14 protein-coding genes are annotated in these 17,637 nt (G+C 41.0%); 1 reads left to right on the forward strand and 13 read right to left on the reverse strand.

Going from position 1 to position 17,637, the window contains the following annotated elements; all coding sequences use genetic code 11:
- Positions 1 to 69: 69 nt before the first annotated feature.
- The 4 genes from ACZ47Z_RS13020 to ACZ47Z_RS13035 all read right to left on the reverse strand — a co-directional run bounded on the left by ACZ47Z_RS13020 (position 70) and on the right by ACZ47Z_RS13035 (position 5,957).
- Positions 70 to 1,047, reverse strand: a complete 978-nt coding sequence (locus ACZ47Z_RS13020; protein ID WP_464525620.1) for an ABC transporter permease — start codon at positions 1,045 to 1,047, stop codon at positions 70 to 72.
- Positions 1,048 to 1,357: 310 nt separating this feature from the next.
- Entirely contained in the window at positions 1,358 to 2,359 is a 1,002-nt protein-coding gene (locus ACZ47Z_RS13025) for a LacI family DNA-binding transcriptional regulator (RefSeq protein ID WP_054751477.1), read from the reverse strand.
- 191 nt (positions 2,360 to 2,550) lie between these two features.
- The gene (locus ACZ47Z_RS13030; protein WP_334290420.1) at positions 2,551 to 4,020 is read right to left on the reverse strand and encodes a rhamnulokinase; all 1,470 of its coding nucleotides are present in this window, start codon (positions 4,018 to 4,020) and stop codon (positions 2,551 to 2,553) included.
- A gap of 140 nt (positions 4,021 to 4,160) precedes the next feature.
- Positions 4,161 to 5,957, reverse strand: a complete 1,797-nt coding sequence (locus tag ACZ47Z_RS13035; protein WP_055146244.1) for an L-fucose isomerase — start codon at positions 5,955 to 5,957, stop codon at positions 4,161 to 4,163.
- 225 nt (positions 5,958 to 6,182) lie between these two features.
- Between ACZ47Z_RS13035 and ACZ47Z_RS13040 the strand changes: the two genes are divergently transcribed.
- Complete coding sequence (locus ACZ47Z_RS13040; protein WP_464525621.1) at positions 6,183 to 7,037, forward strand: AraC family transcriptional regulator; 855 nt, start codon at positions 6,183 to 6,185, stop codon at positions 7,035 to 7,037.
- Between the two features lie 103 nt (positions 7,038 to 7,140).
- Here the strand turns inward: ACZ47Z_RS13040 and nifJ are convergent, their stop codons facing one another.
- The 9 genes from nifJ to ACZ47Z_RS13085 all read right to left on the reverse strand — a co-directional run bounded on the left by nifJ (position 7,141) and on the right by ACZ47Z_RS13085 (position 17,522).
- Complete coding sequence (gene nifJ, locus ACZ47Z_RS13045; RefSeq protein WP_464525622.1) at positions 7,141 to 10,713, reverse strand: pyruvate:ferredoxin (flavodoxin) oxidoreductase; 3,573 nt, start codon at positions 10,711 to 10,713, stop codon at positions 7,141 to 7,143.
- A 280-nt stretch (positions 10,714 to 10,993) separates the two neighbouring features.
- A complete protein-coding gene (gene lgt / locus ACZ47Z_RS13050; protein WP_117579120.1) occupies positions 10,994 to 11,947 on the reverse strand; it encodes a prolipoprotein diacylglyceryl transferase in 954 nt (317 codons plus the stop codon).
- A 157-nt stretch (positions 11,948 to 12,104) separates the two neighbouring features.
- Complete coding sequence (ychF, locus tag ACZ47Z_RS13055; RefSeq protein ID WP_117540951.1) at positions 12,105 to 13,202, reverse strand: redox-regulated ATPase YchF; 1,098 nt, start codon at positions 13,200 to 13,202, stop codon at positions 12,105 to 12,107.
- A gap of 745 nt (positions 13,203 to 13,947) precedes the next feature.
- Positions 13,948 to 14,904 carry an L-lactate dehydrogenase gene (locus ACZ47Z_RS13060; protein ID WP_054751473.1) on the reverse strand — a complete coding sequence of 319 codons (957 nt, stop codon included), beginning with the start codon at positions 14,902 to 14,904 and terminating at the stop codon, positions 13,948 to 13,950.
- A 20-nt stretch (positions 14,905 to 14,924) separates the two neighbouring features.
- Positions 14,925 to 15,674, reverse strand: a complete 750-nt coding sequence (gene yaaA, locus ACZ47Z_RS13065; RefSeq protein WP_464525623.1) for a peroxide stress protein YaaA — start codon at positions 15,672 to 15,674, stop codon at positions 14,925 to 14,927.
- Entirely contained in the window at positions 15,674 to 16,129 is a 456-nt protein-coding gene (bcp, locus tag ACZ47Z_RS13070; protein WP_054751471.1) for a thioredoxin-dependent thiol peroxidase, read from the reverse strand. Before bcp ends, yaaA begins: the two co-directional genes overlap by 1 nt.
- A gap of 14 nt (positions 16,130 to 16,143) precedes the next feature.
- Entirely contained in the window at positions 16,144 to 16,545 is a 402-nt protein-coding gene (locus ACZ47Z_RS13075) for a Fur family transcriptional regulator (RefSeq protein ID WP_117569954.1), read from the reverse strand.
- A 296-nt stretch (positions 16,546 to 16,841) separates the two neighbouring features.
- Positions 16,842 to 17,267: a bacteriohemerythrin gene (locus ACZ47Z_RS13080; RefSeq protein ID WP_054751468.1), complete on the reverse strand. Its 426-nt coding sequence runs from the start codon at positions 17,265 to 17,267 to the stop codon at positions 16,842 to 16,844.
- Between the two features lie 51 nt (positions 17,268 to 17,318).
- Entirely contained in the window at positions 17,319 to 17,522 is a 204-nt protein-coding gene (locus tag ACZ47Z_RS13085) for a DUF6219 family protein (protein ID WP_054751798.1), read from the reverse strand.
- Positions 17,523 to 17,637: the final 115 nt, after the last annotated feature.

Raw genomic sequence — 17,637 nt, forward strand, 5'->3', positions numbered from 1 at the left:
CTTGCCTTTCTTTCAATCAAACATTTCGTTCATCATTCATAAAGCTGATCTCTTATTATAGAAGAGAAATTAGTTCTTTCTGCGTCTTGCAAGTACGTCACTGAATACTGCGACGATAACAATAACACCTGTAATGATAAGCTGATAATCTTTTGTAAAGCCAAGAGCCAGAATTCCTTCCTGAAGAAGAGCGATGATAAATACACCAATGATTGTACCGCTGATGGATGCAAGTCCACCTGCCATGGATGTACCACCCATTACACATCCGGCGATTGCTTCGTTGTTGTACTGATCTCCGTATCCAGGCTGTACTGTTGTATATGCAGATACATAGAAGATAGCACCCATTCCAACGAGAACTCCACAGATAATGAATGCAAGCATTTCCCATTTCTTAACATCTACACCTGAAAGTCTAACAGCTTCTTTGTTACTACCAAGGCAAAGGATGTAACGTCCGATTCTTGTCTTGTTCAGGATAATCGCACAGACAACTGCAACTACCAGAAGAATAACAAGTCCAACCGGGACCCCGTTATATCTTACAAGATTTCTGAACCATCCGTTGTCCGGATCTGCTGCCTGCGGCCAGCTGACTGACTGTGTCTTTGTGTAAACTGATGCAAGACCTTTTGCGATATTCATACTTGCCATTGAAGTAATGAATGAAGGTACTGACCAGTAAGCTACCAGGTATCCGTTAAAGAGACCAAAAGCAAATCCTACAAGGATACTGATCAGGAATGCAACCGGCATTGAAATTCCATGTGTTGTCAGTGTGTAACCTGAGATAAGTGCACAACAGAACATAACCGGTCCAATAGAGAAGTCGATCTGTCCTGTAGCAATTACAAATGTAACACCCAGTGATAAAAATCCAAGGAAATAAGCATAATTGAGTGCGCTCATGATTCGGTTCATTCCTGCGAAGCTTCCTCCGGTCAGTGCACAGAAGAGTCCGTACATCAGAAGAAGGACACAGCACAAAACAATTCTGTTAAATCCTACCTTTTTTACAAAAGGATTTTGTTTAATTTTTTCCAATTTTCTTCCTCCCATCTTTTACTTTGCTGGTGTTGACTGGATTGTCGATTAACTCTTACGATACCCCCATTCCTCTTAACCTCAGCGTAACGGTTCGCTTTCAAAGCTTTAAGATTTTTTGTTTTTCAAAGTGTGTTTTCGATTTCCCCGCACACCTTTGATACATGAATAAATTATAGCTTTGTTTCCACATTTTGTCAAGATTCCCCACCGTTTTTAGGGCGAAACGGTTCGTTTTTGTTTGTTTTCACTATATTTTTATCCATTTTCACAACAAAACCCACGCTTTTCTGTGCATTTTGCTTATGCACTATCCAAGGTCTCGTATTGAGTCTCCCTCTCTTACAGAGGTACTGAAACTAATTTTTACCGGCATACCGTTTTGCTCTCCATTTACTCGCTCCAGGAGCATAGCTACAGCCTTCTCGCACATCGTTTCCATTGGCTGGACAATCAGCCATAATTTAGGGCGCAGCACCTGGGTCATCGGAAGATTATCCACTCCGATGAGCGAGACATCTTGCGGACAGGAGAGTCCTGATTCGTTCAATGCCATAATTCCACCAAGCATGGTGTTATAGTTTCCTAAGATCACACCGGTCGGACGGTCTTCAAGCTCCAAAAGTTCTTTCATTCCTCTGTACCCATGTTCAAAAGAATGCCTTCCCAGCTTACAGTATTCCTTTGGAATCTCCAGTCCTGCCTGGTTCATCGCATCAGAATATCCTTTCACACGTTCCCTTCCGGTATATTCAATATTAGAGGCAATCACAGCTATTTTCTTGTGATGGTTCTCAATTAATTTATTTGTTGCACGATAGATTGCTGTCCGGTTATCAACCTCAACGCAATCATATTCTTCATCCTGGAATGATCTGTCAACCAGAACAACCGGAACATTTGCTTTTTTCGCAGCATGAAGAAACTTTCCATGCATTCCTACCGCAAATACCAATATTCCATCTACTTTCCTGCTCAGAAGAAACTGCAGATTTTCTTTCTGTAGCTTCTCGTCATTGCAGGAATCACAGATCAACATTCCATATCCCTTTTTATGAAGTTCCATTCCCAGATAATGCAGCATACTTCCTACAAAAAGACACTGTATATCATAAACCAGAACTCCAATCGTCTTTGTCTTGTGGGTAACAAGCCCTCTTGCGAGCTCGTTCACTTCATAATGCAGTTCGTTGATTGCCTCCTCAATCAAGATACGATTTTCCGGCAATACATTACCGCCATTCAAATACTTCGATATCGTTGCAAGGGACAATCCTGTCCTTTTCTTGATATCGCGAATAGTAGCAGCCATAATCTTCTCCTCCCAGGCCAATCAGCGAACCGTTATGCATTTTGCCCAACTTAACTGCTCATTCTATTAAATCATACAGCAGATTGACAGTCAAGTGTTTCTGAAGAATTCTTTTTTATTACGTTGCCAGCCATAATGTTACTGTTCACACGATGTGCGACTGGCAACTCATTCCCCCTTAGTTCAAAGCACTATACTAAAATTTTCTTAAATCTCTCGTATGCTTCGTCCCATGCTTCTTTGTCCTGTGGCTCGTAGATCTTGATGTCCTGAGAACGTTTGATAATTTCTCTTGCTTCTTCGATAGATTTGATATCTCCGGAAGCCATGAGCTGCAGTGCAATATTTCCAAGAACAGTTGCCTCTATTGGGCCTGCACTTACTCTGCATCCACATGCATTTGCTGTGAACTGGCAAAGAAGAGCACTCTGTGTTCCACCGCCTACCATGTAGACTGTCTTATAATCTTTACCTGTACACTCTTTAATCTCTTCCATCGCATGACGATATTTCATTGCAAGACTCTGGTTGATGCAACGAACAACTTCTCCGACTGTTTCCGGAACAGGCTGTCCTGTCTTCTTGCAGAATTCACGGATTCTTGTCGGAATATCTCCGGCTGGTGTGAATTCCGGTGCATCCGGATCAATAAAGCTCTGGAGTGCCGGAGCTTCTTTTGCCATAATCTCAAGCTCGCCAAATCCATACTCATTTCCTTCACGGATCCACTGACGACGGCTTTCCTGAATACACCACAATCCGATGATATTCTTAAGGAAGGAAATCTTTCTTCCATATCCACCTTCATTCGTGATGTTGTAATGCTCAGATTTCTCATTGATAATAGGTTCTGCAAGCTCTGTTCCAAGCAGTGACCATGTTCCGCAACTCAGGAAGATAAAATCTTCTTCTGATGTTGGTACAGATACAAGCGCACTCTGCGTATCATGTCCTGCAACAGCCATAACATCAATCTTATCCAGACCAAGCTCTGTACAGATTTCATCTGTAAGAGTACCGATCTTTGTACCTGTAGGTACGATTTCCGGGAAAATATGTTTCGGAATTCCCAGTGCTTCGATCACTTCGTCTGACCACTCGCCCTTTTTCGCATCAAGAAGCTGTGTTGTAGAAGCGATAGAATACTCAGCTTTTTTCTCCCCTGTAAGGAAGTAGTTGAAAAGGTCTGGCATCAAAATCATCTTGTCAGCTTTCTCAAGAAGCTCTTTTCTTGTCTTTACAAGAGAAAGGAGCTGGAATGCTGTGTTGAGATCCATGAACTGATTTCCTGTGATCTGGTAGAATTTCTCTTTATCGATCAGTTTGAAACTTTCTTCGATCATTCCTTCTGTACGTGCATCACGGTAATGTACAGGGTTCTCAAGAAGTCTTCCTTCCTCGTCGATCAGTCCAAAATCAACTCCCCATGTGTCGATACCGATACTTTCGATTTTTCCACATTTTTTTGCTTTGATCAGACCCTGTTTGATCTCAAAAAATAATCTCAGTACATCCCAGTACATTGATCCATTCAGGATAACCGGATCGTTAGAAAAACGGTGAAGTTCTTCAATGCTGATCTTGTCACCATCAAAAGTTCCGCACATTGCTCTTCCGCCTGAAGCACCAAAGTCAAATGCTAATACTTTTTTCTCCATAATCTTCCTCTTTTCTTAATACTCTTTTACTCGGTATTAAAACAGGGGCCCTGCATAGGCAGCACCCCCGCATTCTTTGTTCTAGTTCTGTATCGAAACTGCATTTACAGTCTTTTTACATTTCCTAACAAAAGGACTCCTTCTTATTTGTAAAGCGGTCCGTAGTTCTTACAAGCTCTGAAGTCAGCGCCTTCTTTATCCATTCCAAATGCATTCCATGCTGCCGGACGGTAGATATCTTTCTCCGGTACGTTGTGCATAGATACTGGAATACGAAGCATTGAACACATTGTGATCAGGTCAGCTCCGATGTGTCCGTAGGAGATAGCACCGTGGTTAGCTCCCCAGTTGTTCATTACATCATAAGCTGTCTTGAATGCTCCCTCTTTACCATCACATCTTGGAGCAAACCATGTACATGGCCATGTGTAGTCTGTACGTTTCCAAAGCTTATCAGATACTTCTTCTGGAAGTTCAAGTGTCCATCCTTCTGCAATCTGAAGAACCGGTCCAAGTCCTTTTACAAGGTTAAGACGGATCATTGTAGCTGGCATCTGAGCGCGTGTCTCGTAACGGCTTGAGTATCCGCCTCCACGGAAGTATCCGTTGTCAGCCATGCACCACTCTGTAGCATCCATGATTGCTTTCTGGTCTTCTTCTGTAACGTTCCACCATTCTTTCATAACGCCGTTACCGTTCTCGTCTTTAGCAACACCAGATGCATCAAGGCAAGCTGCTCCAGAGTTGATCAGGTGAAGGAATCCACCGTTCTCTTTAGCAACACCCTCGAGGTCATATCCTGTAGCTTTCTTAACTGCCTCTGGGCTCCAGTATGTACGAACATCAGCGAAGATCTGAGCACGTCCTGTAAGAAGTTTCATGAACATCATTCCAAGTCCGTTGAGAACGTCGTTCTCTGTAGCAAGGATGTATGGCTCACGAGCTCCGTTCCAGTCGAAAGATGTATTCAGAACTGCCTCTGCGAAGTCTCCGTTCGGATAGAAGTCTGTCCACTGTCTCTGTCCCTGGAATCCAGCTGCCAGAGCGTTGTGTCCGATTGCTTCCTCTGAGAACTTCTCGTCAAGGTTCTTATTTCCATTCATAAGGTCTTTGATGATAACTGCCATCTTAACAACGAACTCGAACTGCTCCTCTTTCTCCTCTGGAGTAGCCTGAAGCTCTTCTGGGTTCTTGTCCCAACCAATCTTGCAAGTCTCTTTTGCCCATTTCAGAGCTTTCTCGAATTCAGCCTTGTCATAGATCTCTTCTGACATACGACGAATGATTTCTACCTCATCAACAGACTCTACACGCATTCCAAGGTAAGACTCGATGAAATCAGAATCAATGATAGATCCACCGATACCCATTGTAACAGATCCGATCTGAAGGTAAGATGTTCCTCTCATGGATGCTGCTGCAACAGCTGCACGTCCGAATCTAAGAAGTTTCTCTTTAACGTCTTCCGGAATTGTTGTGTCGTCAGCTTCCTGAACGTCATGTCCGTAAATTCCGAATGCCGGAAGTCCCTTCTGTGCATGTGTAGCAAGTACAGATGCAAGGTATACAGCTCCCGGTCTCTCTGTTCCGTTGAATCCCCATACAGCTTTGATTGTCTGTGGATCCATATCCATTGTCTCAGCTCCGTAGCACCAGCAAGGTGTAACTGTAACTGTGATATCTACGCCTTCTCTTCTAAACTTATCAGCACAAGCAGCACTCTCACCTACACGTCCGATTGTTGTGTCAGCGATAACAACTTTAACCGGCTCGCCATTTGAATATCTTAAGTTCTCCTCAAACAGTTTTGCTGCAGATTTTGCCATGTTCATTGTCTGCTCTTCAAGAGATCCTCTTACGTCAAGAGCTCCTCTACGTCCATCGATTGTCGGTCTGATACCAATTACTGGATAAGATCCTACTAATCTTCTTTCTGCCATAATTACATTCCTCCTTAATTGTTTGCCTTGCTCTGCTTATCTTCCTTCGCAGAACCGCTTCTTTAAGTATCATTATAGTTCTTTCCTTTCTTTTTGTCTTGTGGTATACTAGAATAAAAATATAAAGATATTCACCTTTTATACAACAAAGTACAATTTACAAGCATATATCTTCATATCTATGTTTGTATTTACACTATTTAGATTTTTAAAGGAGATTATTGCATGAAATACATTAATTACAAAGAAGAGCGTAATCACGGAACCATTGATTTTCCAATTGAATTTTATCATGTTACGCCGAATCATCCACGGTATGACATGTCTTATCACTGGCACATCGAATACGAACTTATTCGTGTTTTAAAAGGGAAATTACTTATGTCAATTGGTGAAAATGAATTCACTGCAGAAGCCGGAGACCTTATTTTTATAAAAGGAGGGCTTCTTCATGGCGGAACTCCTAAGGATTGTGTCTATGAATGTCTTGTTTTTAACCTTGAATCGCTCATGGCAGTAAACCATGCCAGCGAACGTCTGCTTAAGAAGATCGGAAGCGACACTCTGACTATCCCTCCCCTCATCAAAGCACCCGTAAAGAATTTAGAGCATATCACCTCCATGATGTTTGAACATATCAAAAAGCGTACCGAAGGACACGAGCTTATGGTGATTGGTACTCTGTACGAATTCTTAGGCTATATTTTGGAAAATAAATTGTATGAAAACGTTCGAATCATCAGTCAAAAGGATAGCCGAAAAATAGAACATTTAAAGAAAGCTCTTGAAGTGATTGAAAACCATTATGCTGACTGTATCACACTGGAAGATCTGGCTCAGGCAGCCGGCATGAATTCAAAATACTTCTGCCGCTACTTTAAAGATATGACCCACAGAACTCCTGTTGACTATCTGAATTACTATAGAATAGAACAAGCTTGTTTCAAGCTCGTTACTTCGAATGAATCAATCGCAGACATCGGACTTAGCTGTGGATTTAACGATGTAAGCTACTTTATCAAAACATTTAAAAAATATAAAGGAATGACACCGAAGAAATATCTTCGCGCACCACTGTAATCAAAAATTGCGAAACAGGTCAACCCCATCATTTTTTCACGCAAAAGGAGATCCCCTTACGGAGATCTCCTCTTTTCATATCTCATTCACTCATGAAATATCCTTATTTATCTTCTTTTTCTGCAGCGTATACAGTTACCAGTTTGTTCAGGTAATCGTATCTCTCCATAGCTTCCTGCTCATTGAGAGCGAAGAGCTTGTCAGCCTTAGCCGGGTTAGCTCTCTTCAGTGCGTTGTAACGCACTTCACCATTCAGGAAGTCCTGGTATCCTTCTGCCTTCGGAGCCTTGCTGTCAAGTGAGAACTTGTCTCCCTCTGCAGCCGGGTTGTAACGGAAGTTATTCCAGTATCCACACTCTACTGCCAGCTGTTCCTCTGTCTGAGCTTTGCTCATACCCTTCTTGATACCATGGTTGATACATGGAGCGTAAGCGATGATCAGTGATGGTCCCGGATAAGCCTCAGCCTCAGCGATTGCCTTAACTGTCTGGTTGAAGTCAGCACCCATAGCGATCTGAGCTACGTATACGTATCCGTATGTCATAGCCATTCCTGCAAGGTCTTTCTTCTTAGTCTCTTTTCCGCCTGCTGCGAACTGAGCTGTAGCACCAGTCTTAGTAGCCTTAGAGGACTGTCCACCTGTGTTGGAGTAAACCTCTGTATCGAATACCATAATGTTGATATCTTTCTTGCTTGCAAGAACGTGGTCAACTCCGCCGTATCCGATATCGTAAGCCCATCCGTCTCCTCCGAAGATCCACTGGGATTTCTTAGCAAGGAAATCTTTGTTCTTCAGAACTTCTGCTCTCTCTTCGCAATCGCAATCGAGTGCTTCAAGAGCTGCAACAAGTTTGTCTGTAGCTGTTCCGTTTGTAGCACCTACTGTATATGTCTCAAGATACTCAGCTGCTGCAGCCTTAACTGCCTCATCTGTAGTCTTCTCTGCGATCTTCTCAACTTTTGCTTTCAGTCTGTCTCTGATTGTATTCTGTGCAAGCAGCATACCGTATCCGAACTCAGCGTTGTCTTCAAACAGGGAGTTGCTCCATGCAGGTCCTTTACCTTCCGGTGTTACTGTGTAAGGTGTAGACGGTGAAGAGTTACCCCAGATAGAAGAACATCCTGTTGCATTTGCAATATACATTCTATCACCAAACAGCTGTGTGATCAGCTTAGCGTATGGTGTCTCACCACATCCTGCACAAGCTCCTGAGAACTCAAGGAGTGGCTGTTTGAACTGGCTTCCCTTAACTGTTGTCTCTTTGAATTTAGCAACAACTTCTGGTTTAACCGGAATCTCTCTACCAAAGTCGAAGAATGTCTGCTCTCCTGCATTAGCTTCCATGTTAGCCATTGTAAGAGCCTTCTCAACTTCGCCTGTCTCTTTATTCTTCTTGCCTGGGCAGACATTCACACAAGATCCACATCCTGTACAGTCGTAAGCGGATACTGTCATTGTGAACTTCATTCCCGGCATTCCGATCATATCAAGTGTCTTAAGTCCTTCTGGAGCCTGAGCAACTTCTTCCTCTGTCAGAGCTACCGGACGGATAACTGCGTGCGGACATACATATGCACAACGGTTACACTGGATACACTGATTTGGATTCCAAACCGGAATATCTACTGCGATACCACGTTTCTCGTATGCAGATGTTCCTGACGGTGTAGATCCATCAATATAATCATTAAATGCAGATACAGGGAGTGTATTTCCTTCCTGAGCATTAACTTTTGCCTGAATGTTCTTAGCAAATGCAATCGCATCAGCTCTTCCGCCATCTGCGATGTGTGGTGTAGCAAGACCTTCGTCAGCTGCATCTTTCCAGCTTTCTGGAACTTCTACTTCTACAACCTGTTTTGCACCTGCATCGATTGCATCGTAGTTCATCTGTACGATCTTGTCGCCTTTTCTTCCGTAAGTAGCCTTAGCAGCTGCTTTCATAAGGTCAATAGCCTCTTCTTCCGGAATGATAGCTGCAAGTTTGAAGAATGCAGACTGAAGAACTGTATTGATACGTCCGCCAAGTCCGATCTCTTTACCAATCTTGATACCATCGATTGTGTAGAATTTAATTCCGTGGTTAGCGATATAAGCTTTTACCTGTCCCGGAAGATGCTCCTCAAGTCCTTCCATATCCCATGGGCAGTTCAGAAGGAATGTTCCTCCATCAACAAGTTCCTGAACCATGTTGTATTTGTTAACATAAGACGGGTTATGACATGCAACAAAGTTAGCCTGATGGATCAGGTATGTTGATTTAATCGGTTTCTTACCGAAACGAAGGTGAGACATTGTAACACCACCGGACTTCTTAGAGTCATAATCAAAGTAAGCCTGTGCATACATGTTTGTGTTATCACCAATGATCTTGATGGAGTTCTTGTTTGCTCCAACAGTACCATCTGCTCCAAGTCCCCAGAACTTACAGTTGATTGTTCCTTCTGGTGTTGTAACAAGTGGCTTACCAGCATCAAGTGAAAGATGTGTAACATCATCTTCAATACCGATTGTGAATTTAGCTTTCTCATCGTTGTGGTATACAGCAACGATCTGAGCAGGTGTTGTATCTTTAGAACCAAGTCCATAACGTCCTGTGTAAACCGGAACTGCATCGAACTTAGATCCTTTAAGTGCTGCAACAACATCCAGGTACAGTGGCTCGCCAAGTGCTCCTGGCTCTTTTGTTCTGTCAAGAACAGAAATCTTCTTAACTGTATCCGGGATAGCGTCGATCAGAGCTTCTGCGCTGAATGGTCTGTAAAGACGAACTTTAACAACTCCGACTTTCTCTCCTGCAGCTGTCAGGTAATCGATTGTCTCCTCGATTGTGTCACAAACAGATCCCATAGCTACGATCACGTGCTCTGCATCTGCTGCTCCATAGTAGTTGAACAGTTTGTAGTCTGTTCCGATCTTCTCATTAACCTTATCCATGTACTTCTGAACGATTCCCGGAAGTGCATCATAGAATGGGTTACAAGCCTCTCTAGCCTGGAAGAAGATATCCGGGTTCTGAGCTGAACCTCTCTGACATGGGTGGTTCGGGTTAAGTGCATGTGCGCGGAACTCGTCGATTGCTTCCATGCTTACCATGTCTTTCAGATCTTCATAATCCCATGTCTCGATTTTCTGAATCTCGTGTGATGTTCTGAATCCATCAAAGAAGTTGATGAATGGAATCTTTCCTTCAAGTGCTGCACAATGAGCAACCGGAGTAAGGTCCATTACTTCCTGTACGCTGGATTCACAGAGCATAGCTGCTCCTGTCTGACGACATGCATAAACATCAGAATGATCTCCAAAAATTGACAGTGCGTGGCTTGCAAGTGCACGGGCAGATACGTTGAATACTCCCGGGAGCTGCTCACCAGCAACCTTATATAAGTTAGGAATCATAAGAAGGAGTCCCTGAGAAGCAGTAAATGTTGTTGTAAGAGCACCTGCTGCTAATGATCCGTGAACAGCACCTGCTGCTCCGGCCTCGGACTGCATCTCTGTAACCTGTACAGTCTGTCCGAAAATGTTCTCCCTTCCTTCAGTAGCCCACTCATCGATATGCTCCGGCATAACGGATGAAGGCGTAATCGGGTAGATAGCTGCTACTTCTGTATATGCATAAGAAACGTGAGCTGCTGCCTGATTACCGTCCATGGTCTTCATTTTTCTTGCCATTTTTATTCCTCCTTAGGTGTTACATAGGTTTTACACTGAGTTAAGTATAATTAATTCACATGTAGTTTCATTATATCTCCAAAAGTCACAAAAGTCTAGAGTTATAAATATCCTCTTTTGTATATTTTCGTGTACAGAGCAGTGTTTTGAGAATAGTTATCAGTGCTATTATTGGGGATTATTAACTAAAACAGACAGAAATGGAAAAAGCCAGAAGAGTACTTTCTGTTGAACATTAACTCTTCTGGCTTATGAATCACTATACTTTTTTCTTATCATTCTATCTGTTTTTAAACAACCGGTCATCCCACTTCGGTGGTTTTTTCCCTTTGATCTTTGTTGGCACCGGCTCATACTGATCCACTTTTTTCTTCTCATTTCTTTTTCTGCAATGCCTTCTGCAATAGATCAGCATAATTCCTGTCACAATCACCAGGCAACCTGCCAGAAGTTCTGACACCGGAAATCCGATTCCCGGAAGAACAAGCTGATCTGTTCTAAGCCGCTCGATCCACACGCGTCCTGCCCCATAACCAAACAGGTACATAAGAAAGAGCTCACCTTCATATTTCTTATGTTTCCTATACAGAAACAATATAATAAGAAGTCCTGCACACCATAATGATTCATACAAAAATGTCGGGTGTACCTGAATATAACTGACCCCGTCAATTCTCTGCATGTTCTCGCGCATAAGTTCTGTGATATCTCCCGGCCTTACTGCATCAACCGGAAGCCTCATCGCAAACAGACAATCCGTATATTCTCCAAATGCTTCCCTGTTAAAGAAATTCCCCCAACGTCCAAGCATCTGACCATTCAGAAGCGCCAGTGCAATTGTATCCAAAATCTGAAATGGTGATTTTTTCTTAACAGCAGCCATCACAAAAACTGCGATCACTGCTCCGATCACGCCACCATAAATTGCCAGACCACCTTCTCTGAGATTAAAGATAGACAAAAGATTATCTTTATATAAATCCCAGGAGAAAATCACATAATAGATTCTTGCGCCTGCAATTCCTGCAATTACTCCGACAATTCCCATATCCAGATAGTCTTCCGGATTCTGTCCTGTTCTTTTTGCTTCCACTGTGGCAATCAAAAATCCAATCAAAATTGCTGCACCGATAATCATGCCGTAGTAAGCAATGGAAAAGCCAAAGATGCTGATGCTTTTTCCTACATGATCCAGATAAATCCCCAAATTCGGAAAGCTGATATTATAATGCATATTATGTTATTTCCTTTCATATCCACAGAAATCAGGAACAAATCCAGTTGTTCCTGATTCCTGTTTTTACTGCTTTTCCAATTAGAAAACAATGAATCTAACCGGTTTTCAAGCATATTCCCTATATCTGTTAAACATTAAATCTGAACAGTATCTGTTAAACATTAAATCTGAACAGCATGATATCTCCGTCCTGAACGACATAGTCTTTTCCTTCCAGACGAACTAATCCTTTTTCTTTTGCTGCCGCATGAGTTCCGCATGCCATCAGATCATCATAACTTACTACTTCCGCACGGATAAATCCACGTTCAAAGTCTGTATGAATCTTACCAGCTGCCTGTGGTGCCTTTGTTCCCTTCTTGATTGTCCATGCACGAACTTCCGGCTCCCCTGCTGTCAGATAACTGATCAGTCCAAGAAGATGATAGCTTGCCTTGATCAGCTTCTCAAGTCCGGATTCTTCTAATCCAAGATCTTCAAGGAACATTGATTTTTCATCGTCATCTAACTGAGAAATCTCTTCTTCAATCTCTGCACATACTACGAACACTTCGCAGTCTTCCTCTTTTGCATACTCACGAACTGCCTGAACCCCTGCATTGTTCACACCATCATCAGCAAGATCATCCTCAGATACATTTGCTGCAAAGATTACAGGTTTTGCTGTCAGAAGGTTGTACTCGGCAAGCCATGCCTGCTCATCCTCATCCTCTGTCACGAAGCTCTTTGCCATCTTATTCTCTTCCAGATGTGCTTTCAAACGGTTCTGAAGATCCAGCTCTTTCGCCGCCATCTTATCATTTCTAGAAAGCTTCACTGTCTTGGAGATTCTTCTTTCAAGAACCTCAAGATCTGAGAAAATCAGCTCAAGATTGATTGTCTCAATGTCACGCAGCGGATCAATACTTCCGTCTACATGCACAATATTCGTATTCTCGAAGCATCTTACAACATGTACGATTGCATCAACCTCACGGATATTGGCAAGAAACTGGTTTCCAAGTCCTTCTCCTTTGGATGCTCCCTTCACAAGTCCTGCAATATCAACAAACTCAATTGCTGCTGGAATGATCTTCTTTGTATGATACATCTCTCCAAGCACATCCAGTCTCTTATCCGGAACTGTTACAACACCGACATTCGGGTCAATTGTACAGAATGGATAGTTTGCAGATTCTGCACCGGCCTTTGTCAGTGAGTTAAACAGTGTACTTTTTCCTACGTTCGGTAATCCTACGATTCCAAGTTTCATCTTTCTATATTCCTCCTATAAATCCTTAGATTTCAATCCTACCAATTCGCCTGTTCGCAATCCGGTTTGTAGTATAAAACGATACTGATTTCATTCTTGTAACCTTTTAAATCTTTTCCCATATTTCAGCGCCTCTCATAAGAAGCCCTAATACAGTACCTTGTATTATACCATAGCATCTTATTTTTGTGAATATTCATTTTCATCTCTTGTCACATAAAACACCCCATAAATAAGAAAGTCCCACCGGGTTGCGCATGAAAAATCAGAGGCGTGGTGGGTTCTGTTAATGTTATTATACAGCTTTCAATGTCACTGTCACGATTGTTCTTGTAAAAAAATCAGCAGCGCCTGTCACACTGAAAATAATTGTTGTAAAAAATATTTTTATGCCGGCTCAAAGAATGTCCTTACATATATTCAAAAGATAAAGGTCATAAATACAGGCTCTTGATGAAATTTTTTATCTATCCTGATTAAAGGGCAAAAGACACGTTAATTAATATATTTGTACCTTGAAAATTTAACACGAATTGCGTATGAGTTTTGCACCTGCTGGAATTGAATCATCTACCATTACAAGATTCAGCTTTTCTTCACCATTTACATTATGAATAGCTGAAAGTAACATACCACAAGAGTCAATTCCCATCATAGAACGTGATGGAAGATATCAATTCTCCCATCTTCCTCGTAATATTTCCCTAAGGTGAAAATGGGAATTAAATAACTATACCCTTTCTATTTACAGCTCTAATGTGTCAATTATATTCTTTAATGCGTCTGCTGATTCTTTTAGCTTCAATGCTTCTTCTCCACTAAGATTAATCGGTATATCAGATTCAATTCCGTCTGCACCAACAATGACAGGCATACTTAATACAACATCATCAATCTCATATACTCCATGTATCATGTGCGATACAGGAAGTATTGATTTTTCGTCACGCATAATTACTTCACAGATACGTTTTACTGACATTGCAATTCCATAATATGTCGCATGCTTCTTATTAATAATCTCATAGGCACTGTTTTTGACAGCATCTGCGATTTCCTTCGTGTTTTCCTTATGGTTATAATGTCCTCTCATCTCACACATGTCACTAAGCGGAACACCGGATACATTAGCAGATGACCATGCCACAACTTCACTGTCTCCATGCTCTCCTACTATAAATGCATGCACGCTTCGGCTATCCACTGATAAATGCTGTCCAAGCTTGCTTCTAAGTCTTGCACTGTCAAGAACTGTTCCTGAGCCGATAACTCTCTCCTCCGGAAGTCCTGACAGTTTGATTGCAACCTGTGTCAGAATATCCACAGGATTTGCTACAACCAGAAGGATTCCTCCAAAATCTCTTTTGGCAATTTCCGGAATAATGGACTTAAATATTGCCACATTCTTATTTACCAGATCAAGTCTTGTTTCTCCTGGCTTTTGCCCTGCACCTGCTGATATAATTACAATCGCAGCATCTGCCACATCATCATAATCACCAGCATATATTTTCATAGGGCTGGCAAATGGTATTCCATGACTGATATCCATAGCCTCTCCCTCTGCCTTATTCTTATCCGCATCTATCAAGGCAATTTCAGTGAATAATCCACTCTGCATAAGCGCAAATACAGATGCTGAGCCTACGAATCCGCAGCCTATCATAACTGCCTTTTTTGAATTTGATTTTTTCTTATTCATGCAATCATCCCTTCCTTTTGTTATTCTACAATTCTTTCAAATATGTATTCATTACCTGACGAAATTCCGCCTCTGAATACATAACCAAGTCTGTTAAAACTTCTGATATCATCTGGTTTTTCTATATGATTCTCTGCCATATATCTTACCATTTCACCACGAGCCATCTTAGCATATGTGCCTTTTGTGATAAGCTTATCACCAGACTTTTCGCAAAAAGTAATAGTAATATATCTGTCTGCTGGAGTCAGATATTTTTCAATACATTTAGAGTATTCCTTTGAAGCCAGATTAATGATAATTCCGCTGTCATCCATTACTTCCCTGTAAAGCATCTCACCCCAGAACTCATACAAATTTTTATAATGCCCTATTGCAGCCTTTGCCTGCATTTCGAGTCGATATGGTGTAATACCATCCATCGGTTTTAATACCCCATAAAACGCTGACATTATTCTCAAATGTTCCTGCACATAATCAAAATGAGCATTTTCAAAAACTACAGGAGCCATATACTGATAGGCAATGCCCTCGTAAGCTAAAACAGCAGGTGTAAGTTGTTTATACAGATTCATAGAATTAATTCTCTCTATGTTCTGTGCCGCAATATTGTCATTGCACTTCCACATTTTTTGAAGTTCTTCTTCGGTTCTTCCTTTCAGCCAGCTAAGTATCTCTTCTGTTTTTTCCATGAATACCGGACATGATAATATACCTATGCTATCAGTGTCTGTTTTCATTTTTTTAGCGGGTGATAATATAATCTTCATCAGCTTAATTCCTGCAGCATTTTTTCAGGATCATCAGCTGCTTTTACTTTATCATTAGCTTTTACTATTATCCCATGTTCATCAATAAGGTATGTTGTTCTGACCACACCCATGGATACTTTTCCGTAGTTTTTCTTTTCCTTCCATACATCATATGATTCAATAACCTTGCGCTCTGTATCTGATAAAAGCGTAAATGCCAGTCCATGTTTTTCCTCAAATTTCTTATGTGATGCAACTGAATCCTTGCTTACGCCAAGTACAACCGCACCTTTCTCAACAAACTGTGGGTATCTATCTGAAAATCCACAAGCCTGCTTTGTACATCCAGGTGTATTATCCCTTGGATAAAAATACAGGATTACTTTCTTTCCAAGATATTCGCTTAATTTATGTAATTCTCCATTCTGATCCGGTAATTCAAAATCCGGTGCTTTTGTTCCTACTTCTAACATTTTTATTCTCCAATCTATGCATCTTTCATTTCTTTCTTCTGACATTCCTGGCAGATGCCCTTAAAAAAAATGTCATGGCTTATATACTTCATTCCATGTGTGTCTTTTATTTTCTTCTCCAGCTCTGATATAACATCCATATCAACATCAAATATCTCTCCACACTTTACGCATTCCACATGGTAGTGATTTTCGAGTGTAAAGTCAAAGCGGTCTGAACCATCTGGAACTTCCACTTTTCTAACCTTGCCTTCTTCTACAAGAATGCCAAGATTTCTATATACAGTCCCTCTTCCGATAGATGGATATTTTTCTTTTATAAATGTATATATCTGGTCTGCTGTTACATGACGGTGCATTTCATTTACTGCATCAAGTACCATATCTCTTTGAATTGTATTTCTAATTTTTTTCAGCCTCCTTAATAGGATTTATTCTTAATTAGGATTTTATATCATTCCTTTTATTCTGTCAAGCATATATTTAATTATGTGCACAATTATAAAAAAAGATATTCAGATACGTAACACTCATCTGAATACCTTTTTTGTAACTTTATTAAATTGTCACCTTCTACAGCATCTCTATTAGTCTCAAATCGTGCAATTACATCACATCCACACTTATCTGCAAGCATATCTGCTGCTTTGCAGAAAGTATTTTGTCTGACTGGGGCATACATTATTAAAATATAATTGCGTAACAAACAGTTCTATAATCTGTCAGGATTATCATATATATTTATATATTCGGCTACAGATCTGTCAAATGTCTTGATATGACCAAACAGCCAGTCAATAACATTGATTTTTACCTGTTCCATAAACTTTTCATCTGGTCCCTCATTTTCATCCAGATAATCATAGAGTACCTTAACAGTATGCCTGAACTCCTCATGCTTCTTTATATGTTCCTCCAAGCCTGGATAACCTACATCTTTCTGCAGTTTTTCTTCTTCTTTGAAATGAAATTCCGTATATTCATCAAGATAATCAAGCATTTTAATTGCCTTTACTCTTGCATCTTCTGATTCACATGCACTCACAAACTGCTGAATACGATCAATCAGTTCCTTATGCTGCTCGTCTATTGTCTTATTGCCTGTTATTAAATTATCATCAAATGTAATTACTGTCATAAAACCACCTTACAATCCACCTCATATAAGTTACCAAATTGCATAAATATTCTAATTCTTTTCTACTTCTTCACTTTTCTTAACTGCACCTTTGCCCGAAATCATCTTATACCCAGAGAGTACAGAAAACAACATACATCCCATTGCTCCAATCGCAAAAATCTTATGTTCCTTCATCTTTCCTCTGAAGCCGGTATAAAATGTAGCAACCATACATGCTAATGCACCCACTGCCCAATATTTATGAGTTTTCACGATTTCACCTCCAATCTCTTTAATTGTAACGCAAATATAATTGCTGTACAACACCATTATCTATGCATTTCTTTTTCCAATAACAAGAGTTACTGCAAGCGTTATTGCAGAATAG

The organism is Mediterraneibacter faecis (assembly GCF_055383675.1).

Excerpts from the sequence above, each read along its gene's own strand:
- ACZ47Z_RS13025 (WP_054751477.1), bottom strand. The coding sequence starts at position 2,359 with ATGGCTGCTACTATTCGCGATATCAAGAAAAGGACAGGATTGTCCCTT.
- ACZ47Z_RS13035 (WP_055146244.1), bottom strand. The coding sequence starts at position 5,957 with ATGGCAGAAAGAAGATTAGTAGGATCTTATCCAGTAATTGGTATCAGA.
- ACZ47Z_RS13040 (WP_464525621.1), top strand. The coding sequence starts at position 6,183 with ATGAAATACATTAATTACAAAGAAGAGCGTAATCACGGAACCATTGAT.
- nifJ (WP_464525622.1), bottom strand. The coding sequence starts at position 10,713 with ATGGCAAGAAAAATGAAGACCATGGACGGTAATCAGGCAGCAGCTCAC.
- lgt (WP_117579120.1), bottom strand. The coding sequence starts at position 11,947 with ATGCATTATAATATCAGCTTTCCGAATTTGGGGATTTATCTGGATCAT.
- ychF (WP_117540951.1), bottom strand. The coding sequence starts at position 13,202 with ATGAAACTTGGAATCGTAGGATTACCGAACGTAGGAAAAAGTACACTG.
- ACZ47Z_RS13060 (WP_054751473.1), bottom strand. The coding sequence starts at position 14,904 with ATGAATAAGAAAAAATCAAATTCAAAAAAGGCAGTTATGATAGGCTGC.
- yaaA (WP_464525623.1), bottom strand. The coding sequence starts at position 15,674 with ATGAAGATTATATTATCACCCGCTAAAAAAATGAAAACAGACACTGAT.
- bcp (WP_054751471.1), bottom strand. The coding sequence starts at position 16,129 with ATGTTAGAAGTAGGAACAAAAGCACCGGATTTTGAATTACCGGATCAG.
- ACZ47Z_RS13080 (WP_054751468.1), bottom strand. The coding sequence starts at position 17,267 with ATGACAGTAATTACATTTGATGATAATTTAATAACAGGCAATAAGACA.